At 72.2% G+C, this 18,815-nt stretch carries 13 protein-coding genes; 2 read left to right on the top strand and 11 right to left on the bottom strand.

Annotated features, from left to right (window positions below; translation table 11 throughout):
* Window positions 1–12 precede the first annotated feature (12 nt).
* Entirely contained in the window at window positions 13–825 is an 813-nt protein-coding gene (locus Q8A52_RS34200) for a metallophosphoesterase family protein (protein ID WP_408649302.1), read from the bottom strand.
* Between the two features lie 350 nt (window positions 826–1,175).
* Between Q8A52_RS34200 and Q8A52_RS34195 the strand changes: the two genes are divergently transcribed.
* Window positions 1,176–1,883, top strand: a complete 708-nt coding sequence (locus Q8A52_RS34195; protein WP_316758562.1) for a 4'-phosphopantetheinyl transferase family protein — start codon at window positions 1,176–1,178, stop codon at window positions 1,881–1,883.
* A 440-nt stretch (window positions 1,884–2,323) separates the two neighbouring features.
* Entirely contained in the window at window positions 2,324–3,364 is a 1,041-nt protein-coding gene (locus tag Q8A52_RS34190) for a LuxR C-terminal-related transcriptional regulator (RefSeq protein WP_316758561.1), read from the top strand.
* Between the two features lie 3 nt (window positions 3,365–3,367).
* Here the strand turns inward: Q8A52_RS34190 and Q8A52_RS34185 are convergent, their stop codons facing one another.
* From Q8A52_RS34185 to Q8A52_RS34140, 10 genes are all read right to left on the bottom strand, one after another.
* Window positions 3,368–4,213, bottom strand: coding sequence for a 4'-phosphopantetheinyl transferase family protein (locus Q8A52_RS34185; RefSeq protein ID WP_316758560.1), 846 nt, complete (start codon window positions 4,211–4,213; stop codon window positions 3,368–3,370).
* A complete protein-coding gene (locus tag Q8A52_RS34180; RefSeq protein ID WP_316758559.1) occupies window positions 4,210–4,479 on the bottom strand; it encodes an acyl carrier protein in 270 nt (89 codons plus the stop codon). The genes Q8A52_RS34185 and Q8A52_RS34180 overlap by 4 nt, the downstream gene beginning before the upstream one ends.
* Window positions 4,476–6,410, bottom strand: a complete 1,935-nt coding sequence (locus Q8A52_RS34175; protein WP_316758558.1) for an HAD-IIIC family phosphatase — start codon at window positions 6,408–6,410, stop codon at window positions 4,476–4,478. Before Q8A52_RS34175 ends, Q8A52_RS34180 begins: the two co-directional genes overlap by 4 nt.
* A gap of 3 nt (window positions 6,411–6,413) precedes the next feature.
* A complete protein-coding gene (locus Q8A52_RS34170; RefSeq protein WP_316758556.1) occupies window positions 6,414–7,430 on the bottom strand; it encodes a 3-oxoacyl-ACP synthase III family protein in 1,017 nt (338 codons plus the stop codon).
* A 115-nt stretch (window positions 7,431–7,545) separates the two neighbouring features.
* Window positions 7,546–10,596 carry a type I polyketide synthase gene (locus tag Q8A52_RS34165; protein WP_316758554.1) on the bottom strand — a complete coding sequence of 1,017 codons (3,051 nt, stop codon included), beginning with the start codon at window positions 10,594–10,596 and terminating at the stop codon, window positions 7,546–7,548.
* Window positions 10,596–10,907 carry an acyl carrier protein gene (locus tag Q8A52_RS34160; RefSeq protein ID WP_316758552.1) on the bottom strand — a complete coding sequence of 104 codons (312 nt, stop codon included), beginning with the start codon at window positions 10,905–10,907 and terminating at the stop codon, window positions 10,596–10,598. The genes Q8A52_RS34165 and Q8A52_RS34160 overlap by 1 nt, the downstream gene beginning before the upstream one ends.
* 56 nt (window positions 10,908–10,963) lie before the next feature.
* Complete coding sequence (locus Q8A52_RS34155) at window positions 10,964–12,694, bottom strand: acyl-CoA dehydrogenase (protein ID WP_316758550.1); 1,731 nt, start codon at window positions 12,692–12,694, stop codon at window positions 10,964–10,966.
* A complete protein-coding gene (locus tag Q8A52_RS34150) occupies window positions 12,688–14,496 on the bottom strand; it encodes a fatty acyl-AMP ligase (RefSeq protein WP_316758548.1) in 1,809 nt (602 codons plus the stop codon). The genes Q8A52_RS34155 and Q8A52_RS34150 overlap by 7 nt, the downstream gene beginning before the upstream one ends.
* A gap of 736 nt (window positions 14,497–15,232) precedes the next feature.
* Window positions 15,233–16,573 (bottom strand): class I SAM-dependent RNA methyltransferase, encoded by a 1,341-nt coding sequence (locus Q8A52_RS34145; protein ID WP_316758546.1) that lies wholly within the window; start codon window positions 16,571–16,573, stop codon window positions 15,233–15,235.
* A 65-nt stretch (window positions 16,574–16,638) separates the two neighbouring features.
* Complete coding sequence (locus Q8A52_RS34140) at window positions 16,639–18,687, bottom strand: APC family permease (protein ID WP_316758544.1); 2,049 nt, start codon at window positions 18,685–18,687, stop codon at window positions 16,639–16,641.
* Between the last annotated feature and the right edge of the window lie 128 nt (window positions 18,688–18,815).

Here is an 18,815-nt window from a genome sequence, read left to right as displayed (position 1 = left end):
TGCGGAGCGCCGTCAAGCGGGCAGAATCAGCCGCGGCACGTTCCGTGGATGGCCGGGCCTGCGCCATTCGCGCGGGTATCCGACCGACACCTCCTCGAAGCGCACACCGTCGTGGAACGTGGTGCGCGGGATGTGCAGATGGCCGTACACCACGGCGGCGGCACGGAACCGCACATGCCAGTCGGCGGTCAGCTCGGTACCGCACCACTGGGCGAACTCGGGGTGGCGCAGGACGTCGGTGGGGGTGCGGACCAGCGGGAAGTGGTTCACCAGGACGGTCGGCAGGCTGGGGTCGCACCCCTCGAGCCGCCGCTCGGTCTCGGCGACCCGCGCCCGGCACCATGCGTCGCGGCTCGGATACGGGTCCGGGTGCAGCAGGAACTCGTCGGTGCACACCACTCCGGCCGCGTAGGCCTGTTCCAGGGCCTGCCGCCGGGTGCCGGCGGTCGGGGTGCGGAACGAGTAGTCGTACAGCAGGAACAGCGGCGCGACGACGACGGGTCCGCCCGGCCCGCACCAGACCGGATACGGGTCCTCCGGGGTGTGCACGCCCAGCCCGCGGCAGATCTCCACGAGCCGGCGGTAGCGGGCGTCGCCGCGCAGCTGAACCGGGTCCTCGTGGGCGGTCCACAGATCGTGGTTCCCGGGCACCCACACCACACGCGCCCACCGCTCGCTGAGCACCCCGAGCGCCCATTCCACGTCGGAGAGCAGCTCCCCCACGTCCCCAGCGACGAGCAGCCAGTCCCCGGGATCGTCCGGCCGCACCCCCTCCAGGATCCGCCGGTTCTCCTCGAACGCTACGTGCAGGTCACTGATGGCCATCAGCTTTCCGTGCGGCATCCAACGACCGTAGGTTCCGCACCACGCCGCCGAGTACCCCTGACGCCCCCTAAGCAGCGGCGCCCCCGCAGGGGCGCGGGGCGTTGGCATTGTGCGGCTCCGCCGCGTGGGCGCGCCCAGCCCCCACAGACCCGCGAGCCGAATGACAACCGCATAGCAGTCGTCCACCCCACCGTCCCCCGACTGGCAAGGGACAGGAGCTTTCCACCCCCCGAGCGGACCAGTACAGCCCGACCAGCCAGTTCGCCATGGAGCCAAGGCCGAGCGCCGCGACACCGTGGGGTCATCGCCGCGGCCCACCCGGCCGCGGCCCGTCCTTCAAGGGTGATCCCATGATCGAAGCGCTGCTCCCGGCCGAGGTCGCCGCGGTCGACACGACCGTCGACCGCACCGACGTCACCCTCTTCCCGGGCGAGGAGGCCCAGATCGCCCGGGCCGTCGAGGCGCGCCGACTGGAGTTCACCACGGCGCGCTGGTGCGCCCGGCGCGCGATGGCGGCGCTGGGGCAGGAGCCCGCCCCGGTCCTGCCGGGTCTGCGCGGCGCCCCGCAGTGGGCGCCGGGGCTCGTCGGCTCCATCACCCACTGCGCCGGTTACCGCGGCGCCGTCCTGGCCCACGCCCACGACATTGCCGCGCTCGGTATCGACGCCGAGCCCAACCAGCCGCTGCCCGAGGGGATCCTGGAGTCGATCGCGCTGCCGCAGGAGCGGTCCTGGGTGACACGGCTGCTGCGCACCCTGCCCCAGGTCCGCTGGGACCGGCTGCTGTTCTCCATGAAGGAGACCGTCTACAAGGCGTACTTCCCGCTCACCGGGCACACCCTGGAGTTCGAGGACGCGTTGCTCACGGTGGACCCGGAACGCGGCACGTTCCGCGCGGCACTGCTCAACGACCCGGCGGCGCGGCCGGGTTCGGCACGGCGTGTTCTCACCGGTCGATTCTCGGCCGCGAACGGTGTGGTCCTGAGCGCCATCGCGGTGCCGGCCGCGCGGCACGCGGCACTGGCCGGAACGGCGGCAGGCGCCCCCCTGTCGGTCTGAACAGGGAGGCGCCTAGCGGCGGACAAAGTAGAGCAGAGAGTGGTCAATCCCGATCTACCACTGATCGTCAGCGTCACGTACAGCATGAGAAGCGGTCACAACCGTTCCACTTTGCGCAGTCGTCCGATCTCCGTCACCGTGCTGCCCGAAGAGCAAGGCGCCGGTAAACAACACACCAAGAGCACTACCCAGAGCTGCACCACGAGCGACGATGTTGATCATGTTTGCCATGACGTGCACGTTTCCCCCTGTAGGTTCGATGTGGCCGCGTTCCGAACGGGAAGGATCGTCATGGGCTTGAGAGCCGCGCCGAGCGGTGGTCCATCCCGTCGTCGGGAACACCATCTCGAATCCCTCAAGCGAAACCCAAGCGATATCCGATGGCTCAAAGCTGCACGGCAACAACTTCACACGCACCCGACAACACTCGGGCGCGCGGAATGAGTTACTCCAATTCCGAATTCGCCGAACTCGACGACATCAGTGCCGCCGCCTATGGACACGCTGTGGAATTGGGCCGCTTCCGGCGGGACGATATAGCCCTGCGTCTGGCGTTGTCCCCGGCCGAGGTCGAGCACGCGGAGAAGGTGCTGACCCTGCTGCGTCTGCTGCAGCCGATGCCGGGCAGCCCCGAGGTGCTCGTCCCCGTGGGTCCCGATGTCGCCACCGCCGATCTGGTGAGCTCGGCCGAGGCGCAGATCCGCGACCTCCAGCAGGCCGTCACCGACGTGCGCAGCCGCCTGATGTCGCTGACCCCCGTCTACTTCGAGGGCCGTCGGCTGCGCAACCGGCTGGAGGCCTTCGACGTCATCACCGACCAGACCACCGTGCAGTCCATGCTCGACCACCTCAGCGCGCACTGCCGCCACGAGGTGGCGTCCGTCGCCCCGGGTGGCGCCCGCCCCGGCCCGCAGCTGCAGGCGGCCCGCAAGTCCTCCCTGGGCATGCGTGAGCGCGGCGTCGACGTCCGCACCATCTACCAGCACACCGCGCGCAGCGACCTCGCCACGCGCGCGTACGTGCGCGACGTGACGGCGGCCGGCGTGGAGGTGCGCACCGCCGATCAGGTCATCGACCGGATCCTCATCTACGACCGGGAGACGGTCTTCCTGCCCACGCACGAGCAGCAGGACGAAGAGTCGACCGGTGGCGCCATCGTCGTACGGGAGCCCACGCTGGTGGCCTTCGTCTGCAGCGTCTTCGAGCACCTGTGGGACGGCGCGACACCGTTCGTCCCGGACACCTCGCGCGCGCCGTCCATCGCCGACGACCTCAAGCAGTCGATCCTGCGCCTGATGGCCAAGGGCTACAAGGACGAGATGGTCGCGCGGCGGCTGGGCATGTCGGTGCGCACCTGCCGTCGTCACATCTCGGAGATCACCGAGGAGCTGGAGGCCACCAGCCGCTTCCAGGCCGGGTACAACGTGGCCATGTCCGGCATGCTGGGGCAGCGCGCCGGACGTGAGACGGACTCCGGCTGACGCTCATGTCTCGCCCAGCGCCTCCTCGATGGTCTCCACGCAGTCCTCGTCGAGCATGGTCGTGATGTCCGTGCCGCCCGGCGGCCCGAACCCGGCGTCGTACACGGCGGCGCTGACGCAGTAGCCGCTGGCCAGTGGGAACGTACGGAAGGCCCATTCGGCCCCGGTGCCCGCGCTGCCGTCAGGCCGCTGGACCCGCACCGGCTTGCCGTCGGGTCCGAAGCCGAACTCGGTGAACCGGAACTGCATGCCCTGCCCGATCGCCTTGCTGTACGCCTCCTTCAGCGTCCACAGCCGCACCAGGGACGGGTTGCGCTGCTCCTCCGGCAGCGCGGCCAGCGTCACCATCTCGTACGGGGTGCACACATGCCGCCCGAGACCGCCGCCGTACATCTGCCGGTCGGCGCGCTCGGCGTCCACGCCGATCAGGCCCCGTGTGGTCAGCCCGACGACCAGCAGGTCGTCGGTGTGGCTCAGGCTGATGTCGATCTGGTCGCAACCGCGCAGATACGGCCGTCCGGTGGGCCCGTACGCCAGCTCCAGGGCGTCCGGGTCACCGCGCAGCGCGGCGGCCGCGGCGGACTTGAGCAGCACCCGGGAGGCCGCGTACCGGTCGCGCACATCGGCGTGGGCGAGACCGAGATAGCGCGACCAGTCGCGGCCGAGCAGCCGGCGCAGCCCGTCGCCACTGGGCAACCGGGGCTGCAGAACGGAGCGGTGGGCGTAGAGCAGGGCGGTCCCGCACGCCTTCAGGTCCTCCCGGACCCGGTCCCACGCGGCGTCGTCGACCCCCACCTCGACGGGTGCGCCGAGCGGCGGCCCGAGCGTGGAATTGCCGGGGACGGTCATGCCTGTGCCTCCACACTGTTCTGTTGCTGCACTTGCCGTACGACGACGGCGTGGATCTCGGCGAGCGTGCGGGCCTGCAGAACGGGGGACAACGACAGCCGCCGGCCGGTCTCCTCCTCCACCAGCGTGACCAGCCTCAGCAAGTACAGCGAGTCCCAGCGGGGAAGATCCACCAGGCTCAGGCGAGCCTCGTCCACGCCTGTATCGAGACCCAGTTCGTCCCGGAGCAGTGCGAGGAACCCGTCGAGGGTGTCGACCGCGCTCATGTGTGCTTCCTCCCGTCGGGGCCGGTGGTCAGCGGCCCGGTGATCCGCACGTGCTCCGGTGGCGCCGGCAGCCGTCGCAGGTCGTGCCGGAACTGCAGCGCCCCGTCCCGCTCTCCGGCGGGCGTGAAGCCGAGTGAGGGGTAGAAGTCCCGGGCCCGGTGGTTCTTCGGGGTGGGCCGGAACGCGGCGAGCACGGCGCGGTGCCCCAGGTCGCGGGCGTGCGCCAGCACGGCGGCCAGCAGGGCCTGTTCGACCCCGCGGGCCAGCACCCGGCAGCTGAGCCAGGCGTTGTCCACGCGCAGCGCGTCCCCCTCACGGGTAGCCAGGAGCGCGCCGGTCAGACCGTTCTCCCCGAACCGGTCGGCGGTGCGCGCCGCCAGCACCAGCTGGTCCGGATCCGCTACGGCCGCGGCCACCCCGGACGGGGTGAGGCGCACGCCGGTGAGGTTGAACTGGTTGGTGCGCTGGGTGAGTTGGGCAAGTCGTTCGAGCTCGTGGGCCCATGGCACCGAGAGGTCGACGGTGACGTCGAGCCCGCGCAGGAAGTCCTCGTGCGAGCCGGACTCGGCGCGCAGCGCGGCGCGGGCGCCCGCGGCACGGTAGTGCCCGGCGCGGGCCCCGTCCTCGGCGGTCACGGCGAGCGTGTCGAACCAACCGTCGGCGAGCAGCCGTTGCAGATGCAGCGCGGGCTCGTCGTCGAGCGGCACCACGGCGGCGCGCACCCCGGAATGGCGCACCTCGGCGCGCTCGGCGGGCGAGTCGTCGGCGAACACGAGCGCGTCGTCGCCGATACCGAAGGCCTCCGCCACGGCGACGAGGTGCCCGCTCTTGGGCTCCCAGTCGGCGTGCACGGCCATGAAATCCCGTTCGCGCAGCACGAGATCGGGGTGTGTACGCAGCGCGTCCAGCACGGCGCCGCGCTCGTTCTTGCTGCTCACGGCCAGCAGCACACCTTGCGCGGCGAGCTGTCGCACGGCCCGCTGGAACGCGCCGAACGCCTCGCCGCGCAGGGTCCCCGCGGCGGCGATGCCGTCGGCCCCGTCGTCACCGAGCACCCCGTCCCACAGTGTGTGATCGAGATCGAGCACCAGGCATTTGCGCGTACGGCCCGTCAACGCCCGGGTCAGATGGGCCACTTCACGCGCGTAGGCGTCGAGCAGCCCGGCGCCGATGCGGGCTCCGGCGTACTGCGCCAGGCGCGCGTCGGCGACCGGACCCGAGGCGGCGAGCAGCGGGTCGAGGTCGACCACGACGACGCCCCGCTCCTCGGCCCCGAGCCGCAGCACTCGGACGTTGAACTCCCGCCACACCATCCCGAGCCGGGCCCGGGACCGGTGGTCGACGAGCTGATGGGTGCGCTCGCGCGGCAGCGGCAGGGTGTTGAGCACGAGGGTCGCCGCGCCGGTCCCCGCCCGGTGCCGCACGAGGCCCTCCAGGCGCGCCGCCACCTCGTCCGCGGCCCGTTCGACGTCGTCGGGGCCCCACACTGCGGGCACCTCGGCGAAGACGGTGGTGTCGTCGAGCAGGCAGAGCGCGAGATCGGCGTCGAGGCCCTGGAAGGCGCCCATCGGGTCGGTGAGGTCCCGCAGATAGGCGCCGTGGTCGCCGACGACCGGGTGCAACAGGAGCCCGTGCCGGGCAAGTTCGCCGGTCAGCGGCTCGACGACGTCCGCGACCGTGGACTGGCCCGTGACCGCCACGGTCACCTGCGCAAGATGTGGGTGCCGGGCGAGGACGGCGTCCCGGTCGGCCCGGCCGAGCAGCCGTCCGGCCCGCCGCGCCCAGCCCGGCGGCGGCTCCGGGTCGTCGGCCAGCTCGGCGAGGAGCGGCGCTATCTGGTCGTACGCCGTCTCCAGCCGTCCCCGCGCGGCGAGGTCCCGCAGCCGTTCCAGCGGCTCGCCCCGCGTCGTCGTGCGCACCGGTACCGCCATCTCCTACACCTTCTCCAGGCCGAGCCCGGTTTTGATCCACTTACTGGACTCCACGGCGATCGCGAGCGCACGGCCGCCGGTGGGCAGGTCCGGGAGGAGCCGCGCGAGCTGCAGCAGGACCAGGGCGTTGCCGGTGTTGCCGGTCTCGGCGACGCAGGACACCTCCGTGGCACCGGGCACACCGAGATGCTCGGCGATCCGCTCGGTCATCCGGCCCGACAGCTGGGGCGGCAGCAGGAAGTCCAGGTCGTCGGGGGTCCATTCGAGCTGGTCGAGGAGTTCCCAGAGGATCTCCCGGGCCATGGTCGGCACGGACTCCTCGATGGCCTTGTAGTCCTCGACGACCATGGGGCGCTCGCTGTGCCGGTCGCTGATCCCGTACCAGTCGACGGTCTGGCCCGGCGGGCGGCCCAGCCCCGTGAAGCGGTTGAGGACGCCCTTGATCTCGACCCGCTCGGCCACCGGCTCGGCGGTCAGCACCGCCGCGCCCGCGCCGTCACCGAACAGCACGTAGTTGACGAGCTCCTCGGTGGGCATGCGGGCCACTTCGCGGTGCACGTCGAGGTGGCGGTGCGTGACGTCGCCGCCGATCACGAGCCCGGCCCGGGCGCCGCCGGCGATCAGAGTGCGGCCCAGGTCGAGCGCCTGCACGGCGCCCGCGCAGCCGGACTGGATCTGGAAGGCGGGTAGATACATCAGGCCGAGCCGGTCGGCGACCTCGCTCGCCGTGGTCGGCAGCAGCGTGTCGGGGGTGGCGGTGGCCAGCAGGACGAACTCGATGTCGACCGGGTCGAGGCCGGCGGCGTCGATGGCCGCTCCGCCGGCCTGTGCGCACAGGTCGGCGAGGGTGTGCCGGACCCGTCCCGTCTCCAGGTCCCAGCCGAAGTGCCGAGTGCGCGTGCCGACGAAGATGTCGACCCACTCCTCGCTGACCCCGAGGGCCCTGCCGAGCCTCGCGTTGTCGACGGGCGGGCCGGGCAGTGCGCTTCCAGCCGCCGCGAGATAGGCCGTGGCGCTCACGCGCACGCTCCTTCCGGGTGACGGCCGAGAGAAACGGCCTCGTCGAGTTCAGCGCCGCGGGGGGCCTCGGATGTCACGCTCGCGCGCTCCCGGGCACGCCGGGCCGCGGTGGTGCTCACGCTCGCACCCCTTCCGTCAGGTGCCCGCCGAGGAACTGGGCAAGGGTGCCCACCGACCGCAGGGCGGGCAGGAGTTGCTGTACGGAGACCTCGCCGAGGTGCGGCAGCCGGGCCTCGATACGGTCCTTGAGCTGCATGATCATCACCGAGTCGAAGCCGAGGTCCTCGTAGAAGCGGGCCGTGTGCACGACCTGTTCCAGGGGGTACGAACCGACCTCGGCGACGGCGTCGACGACCGCGGCGAGGACCGGGTCCCGGTCCCGGGACACCGGGTCGCTCGTCGCGGGCCCGGCCGGTGCCGAGGTGGGCCGCGGCGGAGTCGACGTGGACCGCCCCGGGCCCGTCTCGTTCGCCCCCGGCCTGGTCGGGGACGGCGGCGCGGTCCAGTAGCGGTGCGCGGTGGAGAAGCAGTAGCCGCGCAGCTTCTCGCCGGAGCCGGACGTGACGTCGGTGTCGTAGAGCCGCTCCCATTCCGGGTCGAGCCCGGCACGGTACAACTGGGCGACGAGCTCGGCGAGTTCGGTGCCACCGGCCTCGGGTCCCGGGGCCGGGTGGAGGAACTCCACGCTCGACGAGAGACCGGCGCGTCCGGCCAGCGGCAGCAGCTGCGGGCGCGGTCCGATCTCCACGAGATGGGTGGGCGCGCAGACCGTCTCCAGGTCGGCGACGGCGTCCGCGAACAGCACCGGCGACTCGGCCTGGGCCGCCCAGTAGTCGGCGTCCAGGCGTTCGGTCGGGGCGAGGAGTCTGCCGTACCGGGTGGAGAACACGGGGACGTCGGGGGCCTGGGGTTCGGTGGTGCCTGCGGCCGCCCTGAGCCGGTCCAGCACCGGCCGCACCAGCGGCGAGTGGAAGGCGGTGGGCGCCCGGAGGTCACGGGCGCGCACCTGCGCCTCCTCCAGGGTCTCGGCGATCCGGGCGAGCGCCTCGGCGGTGCCGGACAGTACGGTGTCGCGAGGCCCGTTGACGGCAGCGATGTGCGCCTGCGGCTCCTCGGCGAGGAGCTGCCGCAGCGCGCCTGGGGCGGCCTGCACGGAGAGCATGGCGCCGCCGTCCGGCAGCGCGTGCATGAGCCGGCCGCGGGTGGCGACCAGGTGTGCGGCCTCGTCGAGGGTGAGCGCCCCGGCGGTGACGGCCGCCGCGAACTCGCCGACGCTGTGCCCGAGGACGGCCGCGGGCCGGACGCCGAGCGCGGTGAGCGTGGCGGCGAGGGCGTACTCGACGGCGAACAGGGCCGGTTGGGTGAGTTCACCGGAGACGCCGTGCTGGTCGCGCTGCTCGTCGCCCTGCTGGTCGCCCTGCGACTCGCCCGCAAGGAGCAGGTCGCGTACGGACGTGTCGACGTACGGCAGCAGCGCCGCGTCCGCCGCGTCGAGGTACTGCCGGTACACGGCCGACTCGCGGTACAGGCCCGCGGTCATGCCGGGGTACTGGGCGCCCTGCCCGGTGAACAGGAACGCCACGGACGGCACGCTCCACGGCCGGTGCGCGATCTGCTCGGGCAGCCCGCCCTCGGCCGCCTCGCGCAGCGCGGCCGCCAGTTGCTCGGTGTCCCCCGCGGTGACGGCGAAACGGTACGGCAGCCCGGTCTTGACGCGGTTGCTGTGCCGGCACAGCGCGGCCGCGGCGGCACGCGGGCGCCGGGCGACGGCGTCGGCCTGCTCGGTGAGGTTGCGGATGAGGGCGCCCGGTGTGTCGGCGGTGAGCGTGAAGACACCCACGCCGGGCCGGGAGCGCTTGGCGGTGGTACGCGGTGCGGGGCGCGGCGCGGAGGCGAGGACGGCGTGCGCGTTGGTGCCGCCCATGCCGAAGCTGGACACCCCGGCGACGGTGGGTCCGGGCGGCAGTCGCAGCGGCGACCGGAGCAGCCGCAACCCGCGCTGGGCGAGCCGTAGTTGGGGGTTCTCGCGGTCGGCGAACCGGCTGGCGGGCACGATCCGGTGGTGCAGGGCGAGGGCGACCTTGATGAGCCCGGCGATTCCGGCGGCCCCCTCGGTGTGCCCGAGGTTGCCCTTGACCGAACCGATCGCGCAGGGCTCGGCGCGGTCCTCACCGTGCAGGCTGCCGAGCTCGGCGCACTCGATGGTGTCGCCGAGCGCGGTACCGGTGCCGTGCGCCTCGATGAAGGCGACCTCGCGGGGCTCGACGCCGGCGCGTTTGCAGGCGGTGGCCACGACCTGCTCCTGGGACCAGCGGTTGGGCGCGGTGATGCCGTTGCTGCGGCCGTCCTGGTTGACGGCGGTGCCGCGGATGACGGCGTAGATCCGCTGTCCGTCGGCGACGGCGTCGGTGAGGCGGCGCAGCACGACGAGACCGACACCCTCGCTGCGCCCGATCCCGTCGGCGAGCGCGCTGAACGGCTTGCAGCGCCCGTCGGCCGCGGCGAGCCCGAGCTGGTGGTAGACGAGCCCGAGCGCGGGTGACATGACGAGGTTGACGCCGCCCGCGAGCACGGTGTCGCACTCCCCCGACAGCAGCGCCCCGACCGCGAGGTGCACGGCGACGAGGGACGAGGAGCAAGCGGTGTCGACGGCCATGCTCGGTCCGGTGAAGCCGAGTTGGTAGGAGATCCGGTTCGCGGTCATGCCCGCGCTGCTGCCCGCGCCGAGCTGGGGCGTCACCCGGTCGTAGTCGCCCAGGTGCAGCCGCCCCCACTCGCCGCCCATCACGCCGATGTAGACGCCCGTGCCGCTGCCGGCCAGCGAGCCCGGTGCCACCCCGGAGTCCTCGACGGCCCGCCATGCGCAGTGCAGCAGGAGCCGCTGCTGCGGGTCCATGGCGGCCGCCTCGCGCGGCGGCACCGAGAAGAAGTCGTTGTCGAACACGTCGGCGTCGTCGAGGAATCCGCCGCGCGCGAGCCCGGCACGGGCGGCGCCGTCGGCGGCCGGGAAAGCGGCCGGGTCCCACCGCTGCGGCGGTACCTCCCCGATCGCGTCGCCGCCGCGCAGCAGCAGCTCCCAGTAGGCGTCGGTGTCCCGCGCGAGCGGAAAGGCGCAGTCGATCCCGACGATCGCCACGCCGTCACCGAACGCCGATGCGTCCGCCATCACCGCTCCCCGCGCGCGTCGGCTACCGTCAGCTCGGCCGCCAGGAAGCCCAGCAGGCTCTGCACGGTGGGGTGGTCCCACAGCAGGGTCGGCTCCACCACGAGCCCGAACTCGTCCTCCAGGTCGCCGCACAGGCTCAGCGCGCACACCGAGTCCATGCCGTACTCGGCCAGCGGCACGGTGGGGTCGATGGTGTCCGCGTCCCTGCCCAGGTAGAGCGCGACCCGGTCGAGCAGCCAGCCGCGCGGCGGTACGTCGTGCTGACCGCCGGGCGCGGGGAACCCGGACTGCCGGGTGGACGATACGTTCATGGCCGGACGCCTTTCGATGGGATTCGCCGGACCGGAATGCGGGGCGGGTGCCGCGCTCATCCCGGCAGCGGGGTGTCGTAGAGGTCGTAGCTGCGCCGGTCGCTGAAGCGCAGCTGCACTTCGTGGCTCACGCGCAGCTCGCACTCGGCCGGCAGGTCGGGCGCGGGCGCGCCGAGCCGGCGCGCGATGCGGTGCAGTGCGGCCGCCGCCCAGGCGGGGTCGGCGAGGAACGGGTCGGAGCCGTCCTGGTTGTGGCGCCAGACGCCGAGCACCGCTGAGGCGGCGAGCAGATGGGCGTAGCGGTCCATCAGCGGGAACGGCGCCGCGCCCGGTTCCGGGCCGAGGGCGAGCACGCGGGCGCGCAGGTCGCGGAACTCGTCGACGAGACCGAGCGCGAGCTCGCGCAGCACCCGCTCGACGGCGCCGCGCCCCGGCGTCTCGGCGGCCACCGCGAGCAGGGTGGCGCTGAGGCTGTCCTGGCCGCAGGCCAGACTGAGGCGCGCCAGGTCGTACGGGGGCAGCGGGTCGCGCGGCCGGAACAGCGTGGCAGGCGCCTCGTCCGCCACGAACCACGAACGGCGTGCCAGCCGGGGCAGTTGCGGGATGACGGTGCTCTGGCAGGCGACGGACCCGGCGTGCCCGAGGGTGACGACGGGCACGTCCCGTACGTGCTTCTGGAAGATGCCGAGGGTGCCCTCGCGAGTGTAGAACCCGGCGCCGAGCACGATCGACAGGTCGTACATCGTCTCGGTGAGGACGCGTGGCAGCAGGTACTTCACGGCCGCGGAGTACACGCTGGTCTGCTCAGGCAGGACGTGGATGGCCCGGGTGGCGACCGTGGCGAGCGCGTCGTACAGCAGCAGGTTGACGAACGCACCGGTGATCGCGCTGGTGGTGCGCTGCGAGTCGGAACCGCCGGTGGACCAGCCGCCGCCGCGGTGCTCGTGGTCGAAGCGGACGGCGGTGCGCAGGCTGGTGTCGACGGCCGCGAGCACCATGGACGAGATGACCGTACGGCTGATCTGGAAGGAGCGCAGCGCGATCGGCACCCCGTCGCCGACGGGCCCGAGCAGGGCGCTCTCCGGCACCGGGCAGTCGTCGAAGTCGACACCGCCGAACACACAGCCGCGCAGTCCCAGGGAGGTGTGCCGGCGCAGCAGTTCGGCCCGCCCCTCGGGGAACCGGGCCGGGTCGAGCAGCAGTGCGGTGTGGCTGCGGCGGCCGGGGGACGGATCGGTCCTGGCGAACAGCACCAGCGCGTCGGCCCGGTCGAGGTTGTTGATGACGGGCTTGCGGCCGCTGAGCAGCAGCCCGCCGTCCGCCCCGCGCCGGGCGGCCACCTGGCTGCGGACGTAGTCGTTGCTGTGCGCGGTCTCCAGCTGGGCGATGGCGGCACGCGAGCCGCCCAGCATCTGCCGGGCGAGGTCCGCCTGTTGCCCCTCCGTCCCCGCCATCCACACATCGGCGGCGGCCATGAAGGACATGGCTCCGTATCCCATGCCGAGCCCGACGTCCCGCCGGAAGACGGGCCGCATGACCCGTACCAGGGTGTCCATCGACTCCAGCCGGCCGCCGAGCTCCACGGGCACGTACTCGCGATGCATCCCGAACCGGTCGAGCGCGCCCTCGCCCGCCTCGCTGCGCACCGCGTCGCGGTCGGCCTCCAACAGGGCCGCGTAGCCGCACGGGTTGGCGGTGTCGCCGGGGTCGCCGAGCAGTTCCTCCACGGCGGCCACCCGCCGCTGCGCCTCGGCCTCGCGCACCGGCGCGGCAGCGACGGTCACCATGCGCCACCCCCGGCGGTGGACTGGAGCAGTCCTTCCCCGAGCAGCACGTCCCCGGCCCGCACGAGCGAACGGACGGCCGGATCGAGCACCTCGTACTCCCCGTGCAGCTCACCGGCGAGGAACTCCCGCCGCATGAGGGTGCGCTGCACCTTCCCGCTCGTGGTGCGGCGCACGGTACCCCGCCGCACGAGCAGCACGTTGCCCGCGGGCACATGGAAGTCCTTGCCCACCAACGCCTGGATCCGCTGGGCCAGTTCACGCAGCTGCGGTCCTTCGAGCTGCTCGCACCTGACCTCCTGCACGAGGACGAGCTGCTCGCGCCCGGCCTCCACGGAGAACGCGGCCCCGGTACCGGCGGCAAGCGCGGGATGCAGCGCCTTGACGGCGTACTCCACGTCCTGCGGGTACACGTTCCGGCCGTTCAGGATGACGACCTCCTTCAGCCGCCCGGTGACGTACAGCTGACCGTCGTCGAGCACCCCGAGGTCCCCGGTGCGCAGGAACCCTCCCTCGCCGTCCTGCAGTACGGCCCGGAAGGCGGCCTCGCTCTCCTCGGGCTTCCCGTAGTACCCGGCGGCGACGCTCTCGCCGCGCAGCCAGATCTCCCCGACGGCCCCCTCCGGCAGTTCCCGGTAGCCGACGGGGTCGACGATCCGTACGTCGAAGTCGACTACGCGCCCGCTGCTGACGAGCGTCCGGCTCTCCTGGCCCGCCTCGGCGGGCGCCAGGACGTCACGCGCGAGGGCGGTGGCGTCGACGTCGCACCGCCGGTACGCCTCCCCGCCGACGCCCCCCGAGACGACGAGGGTCGCCTCGGCGAGCCCGTAGCACGGGTACATGGCCTCGGCCCGCAGACCGGCGGCCGCGAACCGGCGGGCGAACGCGTCCAGCGTGTCGGCGCGCACCGGCTCGGCGCCGTTGAGCGCGAGCCGCCAGCGGGACAGGTCGAGCCGGCCGAGCTGTTCGTCGGTGACCCGCCGCAGCGCGAGGTCGTAACAGAAGTTGGGCCCGCCGCCGATGGTGACCCCGTGCTCACCGATGGCCTGCAGCCAGCGCACCGGACGCTTGATGAACGAGGTCGGCGCGAGCATCACCGACGAACTGCCCAGCCAGATGGGATGCAGCAGATGCGCGATGAGCCCCATGTCGTGATACAGCGGCAGCCACCCGCCGAAGCGATCCCCGGCCGTGGTCCCCAGCACCCGTTGCAGCGCGGCCTGGTTGGCCATCAGATTCCGGTGGGTGACCATCACACCGCGCGGCTCGGACACGGACCCGGAGGTGTACTGCAGGAAGGCGAGGTCGTCGGCCCGGGTGGCGGGCGCCTGCCACACGTCCGCCGGCCCCTCCGCCAGGGCATCGCTCGCCACGCACACGACGTCGTCCCGGCCCTCGGTGGCCAGCCAGAGCGCGACGTCCGGGGCGCTCGCCCGGTCCGTGAGCACGACGGGCGCCTTGCAGTCGCGCAGCATCGCCGAACTCCGCCCGAGCCGCCCCTTCGCGCTCCCCTCGGGAAGCGGCGCGGGCACGGCAACGGCCCCGGCGTACAGACACCCGACGAACGCCTTGAGGAACTCCAGACTGCCCGGATACATCAACAGCACGGGCCGCCCCTCGACCCCGTGCGCCCGCAGCGCCCCCGCGATACGGCGGGCTGCGCGGTCGAGTTCCCCGTACGTCAGCCGCTCGGCGTCCGGTCCGTCCTTCGCGTCACGGAGTTGGATGTGTACGTCATCGCCCGCGGACTCGGCGCACCGCGCCCGGACGAGATCGGTGAAAGTGGCGAAGCGTGACAACTGCATCCCCCTCGCATGTCTCGCATGGCCCGCATGGTTCGCGAACCCAGGTCAGAGGGATCTTCCGGCGACGGGCTAAAGGGGCGCTTGCAGCGGGGGCGGTCGCCCTGAGATCCGATCTTGTGGATACGTCCGCAGCGCAGCCGAAGAGGACCTCTTCCCCATGACCGGGGCGCGACAGTCGTACGACGTCACCGGGAGGATCACTGCGCTGCGCGTCGACGACTGCGCGGGATCCATCGAGGCGGTGCCGACCACCGGCGACAGCGTCAAGGTCGTCGAGAAGTACCAGTACAGCGACGGCAAGCCGCGGACCGAACACCCCGTGCACGACGGCCAGTTGCTGCTGAAGAGCTCCGGATGCGGCTCCGGCGCCGACAAGTGCGCGGTGACGTACCACGTGGAGGTTTCCGCGACGACCCCCGCGCATCTGACTCTCGGCGGCGGTGACATCGCGGCACGGGGCCTGTCGGGCACCACGTACGCCAAGTCCGGAGGCGGCTCCGTCGACATCGCGGATTCTTCCGCCAAGTCCCTGACACACATACACCGCCCGGCGTGCCGCAGTGGACGTCAGTCACGGGACGAGTCCGGCCGCGGCAGCCTCCGGAGACAGCCGCTGGAGGACGTCGCCGCCGTGGTGACGGCCCTCCCACGGTCATCGGAGGGGTCGCGTGAGCGCTGTACTGGGGCTCGAAGCCACAGGTCGGGCCCACCGTGCCGAACCACAAGAACCAGCCGGTCAGACGCCCTTCGCGTCGGGCTCCAGGATCGCCACGCACTCCACGTGATGCGTCATCGGAAACAGATCGAACGCCCGCAGCGTCCGCACCCGGTACCCGCTCTCCCTGAAGTACCCCAGGTCTCGGGCCAGCGCTGCCGGGTCGCAAGCGACGTAGGCGATGCGGCGGGCGCCCAGCGAGGAGAGGTGGGCGACCGTCTGGCGGCCGGCGCCGGCGCGGGGCGGGTCGAGGACGATCAGGTCGACCTCGGTGATGCCGGTGCGCGGCAGGACCGACTCGACCTTGCCCTGTTCGATGCGGACCCGGGGGAAGTCGGCGAGGTTGTGGCGGGCGTCCTCGACGGCGCGCTTGCCGGACTCGATGCCGAGGACCGCGCCCTTCTCGCCGAGGCGATCCGCGAGGGCCCCGGCGAAGAGGCCGACGCCGCAGTAGAGGTCGAGGGCCATCTCGCCCTTGCGCGGGAGCAGGCCCTGCATGACCGCCGTCACCAGGGTGTCCGCCGCCTTGGGGTGGACCTGCCAGAAGCCGCCGCTGCCGACGCGGTGGGTGCGGCCGTCCGCGCGCTCGCGGACGAAGGGGCGGCCGTGGACGCGGTGCACGCCGCCGTCCTTCTCGCCGATCCGCATGACCGACACGGGCTTGTCGAGCTCGACGATCGGCAGGCGGGCGCCGGGCCGCGGCGTCAGGATCACCTGGCGGTCCTGCGAGCCCGTCGCGGCGATCGCCTCGACCGACTCCATGCCGGTCCAGTCGCGCTTCTCGATGCCCAGCTCGGTCACACCGGCCGCGGCGATCATGCAGTGGTCGATGCGCTCCACCTCGTGCGAGCGGTGGCGGCGCAGGCCCGCGTGGCCCTCGGCGTCGACCGCGTACTGCACTCGGGTGCGCCACTGGGGCACCTCGCCCGCCGGCAGCTTGTCGCCCTCGGCGGGCATCACCGTGCCGTCCCAGCCGGCCTCCTCGGGCGTGAGGCCCGCGAGCCGCTGCAGCTGCTCGGCGATGACCTCGCCCTTGAGGCGGCGCTGGGCGCCGGGCTTGGCGTGCTGCCAGTCGCAGCCGCCGCAGCGGCCGGGACCGGCGTAGGGGCAGGGGGCCTCGATACGGTCCTTCGAGGCCTCCAGCACCTCGACCGCGTCCGCCCGCAGATACCGGGCGCCCTCCTCGCCCTCCGTCACCCGGGCCACGACCCGCTCGCCCGGCAGCGCGTGCCGGACGAACAGCACCTGGCCCTCGGAGGTACGGGCGATGCAGTGGCCGCCGTGGGCGACGGCGCCGACCTCGACCTCGTACTCCGCCCCCACGAGCGAACCCACCGGCGACTTCTTCGGTTCTGCCTGCATGGTGGGGTGACTCCAGATCGAGTGGCGGTACAACAGCCCACCAGTCTACGTCGTCACCGCACCGCTCAGTTCCCGGCGGTCGGCTCCTTCGGCCGCTGCTGGGCGGGACCGCGTCGTACCGCACCCGGCGCGTTCCACTCCTGCCGCTTGCGGGCCCGGATCTTGGCGGCCTCGGAGGACTCCAGCTGGTACGGCACCGAGGTAACCATGACGCCCGGGGTGAACAGCAGACGGCCCTTGAGCCGCAGGGCGCTCTGGTTGTGCAGCAGGTGCTCGTACCAGTGGCCGACCACGTACTCCGGGATGATCACCGAGACCGCGTCGCGCGGGGACTCCGCGCGCAGGCCCTTGACGTACTCGATGATCGGGCGCGTGATCTCGCGGTACGGCGAGTCGAGCACCTTCAGGGGCACGTCGATGCCGCGCCGCTCCCACTCCTCGCGCAGCGCCTTCGTCTCCGCCGGGTCGACGTTGACGGTGAGCGCCTCCAGGGTGTCCGAGCGCATCAGCTTGGCGTAGGCCAGGGCGCGCAGGGTGGGGCGGTGGATCTTGGAGATGAGGACGACGGAGTGGACGCGGGACGGTCGCACGCTGTCGTCGCTCGGGCCCTCGGGAGCGGCGATCTCCTCGGACACACGGTCGTAGTGGCGGCGGATCGCGGTCATCGTCGCGTAGAAGATGACCATGCCCAGCAGGGCCACCCAGGCGCCGTGCGTGAACTTGGTGACCAGGACGACGACCAGGACCAGGCCGGTGAAGAAGGCACCGAAGGCGTTGATCGCACGGGAGCGGACCATGTGGCGGCGCTTCGCCTGGTCCTTCTCGGCGGCGAGGTGGCGGTTCCAGTGCCGGACCATGCCGGTCTGGCTGAGCGTGAAGGACACGAACACGCCGACGATGTACAGCTGGATCAGCCGCGTCGAGTCGGCGCCGTAGATCACGGTCAGCAGGGCCGCCGCGCCCGCGAGCAGCACGATGCCGTTCGAGAAGGCGAGGCGGTCGCCGCGGGTGTGCAGCTGGCGCGGGAGGTAGCGGTCCTGGGCGAGGATCGAGCCGAGCAGCGGGAAGCCGTTGTACGCGGTGTTCGCCGCGAGGAACAGGACCAGGGCGGTGGCGGCGGCCAGCACGATGAACAGGAAGCTGCCCTTGCCGAAGACGGCCTCGGCGACCTGGGAGATCACCGGGTTCTGGACATAGCCGGAACCGATCGGGACGCCGTTGTGGATCAGGTCGGTGGCCGGGTTCTCGGCCATGCGGACCTTGGTCGACATGGCGAGGGCGATGATGCCGCAGAACATGGTCACGGCCAGCAGGCCCATCATCGCGAGCGTGGTCGCCGCGTTCTTCGACTTGGGCTTGCGGAAGGCCGGGACGCCGTTGGAGATCGCCTCGACGCCGGTGAGCGCGGCACAGCCTGACGAGAAGGCGCGCAGCAGCAGGAAGACGAGGGCGAAGCCCGCCAGGCCCTGGTGTTCCGCCTTGATGTGGTAGTCGGCGGTCGGCGCGCGCATGGTGTCGCCGAGGACCAGGCCGCGGAACGCGCCCCACGCGATCATGACGAAGACGCCGGCGACGAACACATACGTCGGGATCGCGAAGAGCTTGCCCGACTCCTTCACGCCGCGCAGGTTCATCAGCGTCAGCAGCACGATCACCGCGCTCGCGCAGAGCACCTTGTGCTCGACGACGAAGGGGACCGCGGAGCCGAGGTTCTCGATGCCGGAGGCGATGGAGACGGCGACGGTGAGGACATAGTCGACGAGCAGCGCGCTGGCGACGGTGAGCCCGGCCTTGGGCCCGAGGTTGGTGGTGGCCACCTCGTAGTCGCCGCCGCCGCTCGGGTAGGCATGGACGTTCTGCCGGTACGAGGCGACCACGGTGAACATCAGCACGACGACCGCGACGGCGATCCAGGGGCTGAAGTGGTACGCCGACACGCCCGCGATGGACAGGACCAGCAGCACCTCTCCCGGAGCGTAGGCCACGGAGGACAGCGGGTCGGAGGCGAAGACGGGGAGTGCGATGCGCTTCGGCAGGAGGGTTTCTCCCAGCCGGTCACTGCGCAGAGCGCGCCCGATCAGGATCCGTTTGGGCACGTCGGTCAGTTTGGACACGACAGAGCATGGTAGGCCTTCGAACAGGCAGTCGCCCACCCGCGTCTCACGATCTGCCTCATGAGTGAAATCACGTACGACTGGAACTGCGGATTCCGTGGGCGGCGGACTCCCCGTGCCTAGATGGC

The sequence above is a fragment of the Streptomyces herbicida genome (assembly GCF_032656585.1).
GTDB lineage: Bacteria > Actinomycetota > Actinomycetes > Streptomycetales > Streptomycetaceae > Streptomyces > Streptomyces herbicida.
This window is presented reverse-complemented; position numbering and strand designations above follow the sequence as displayed.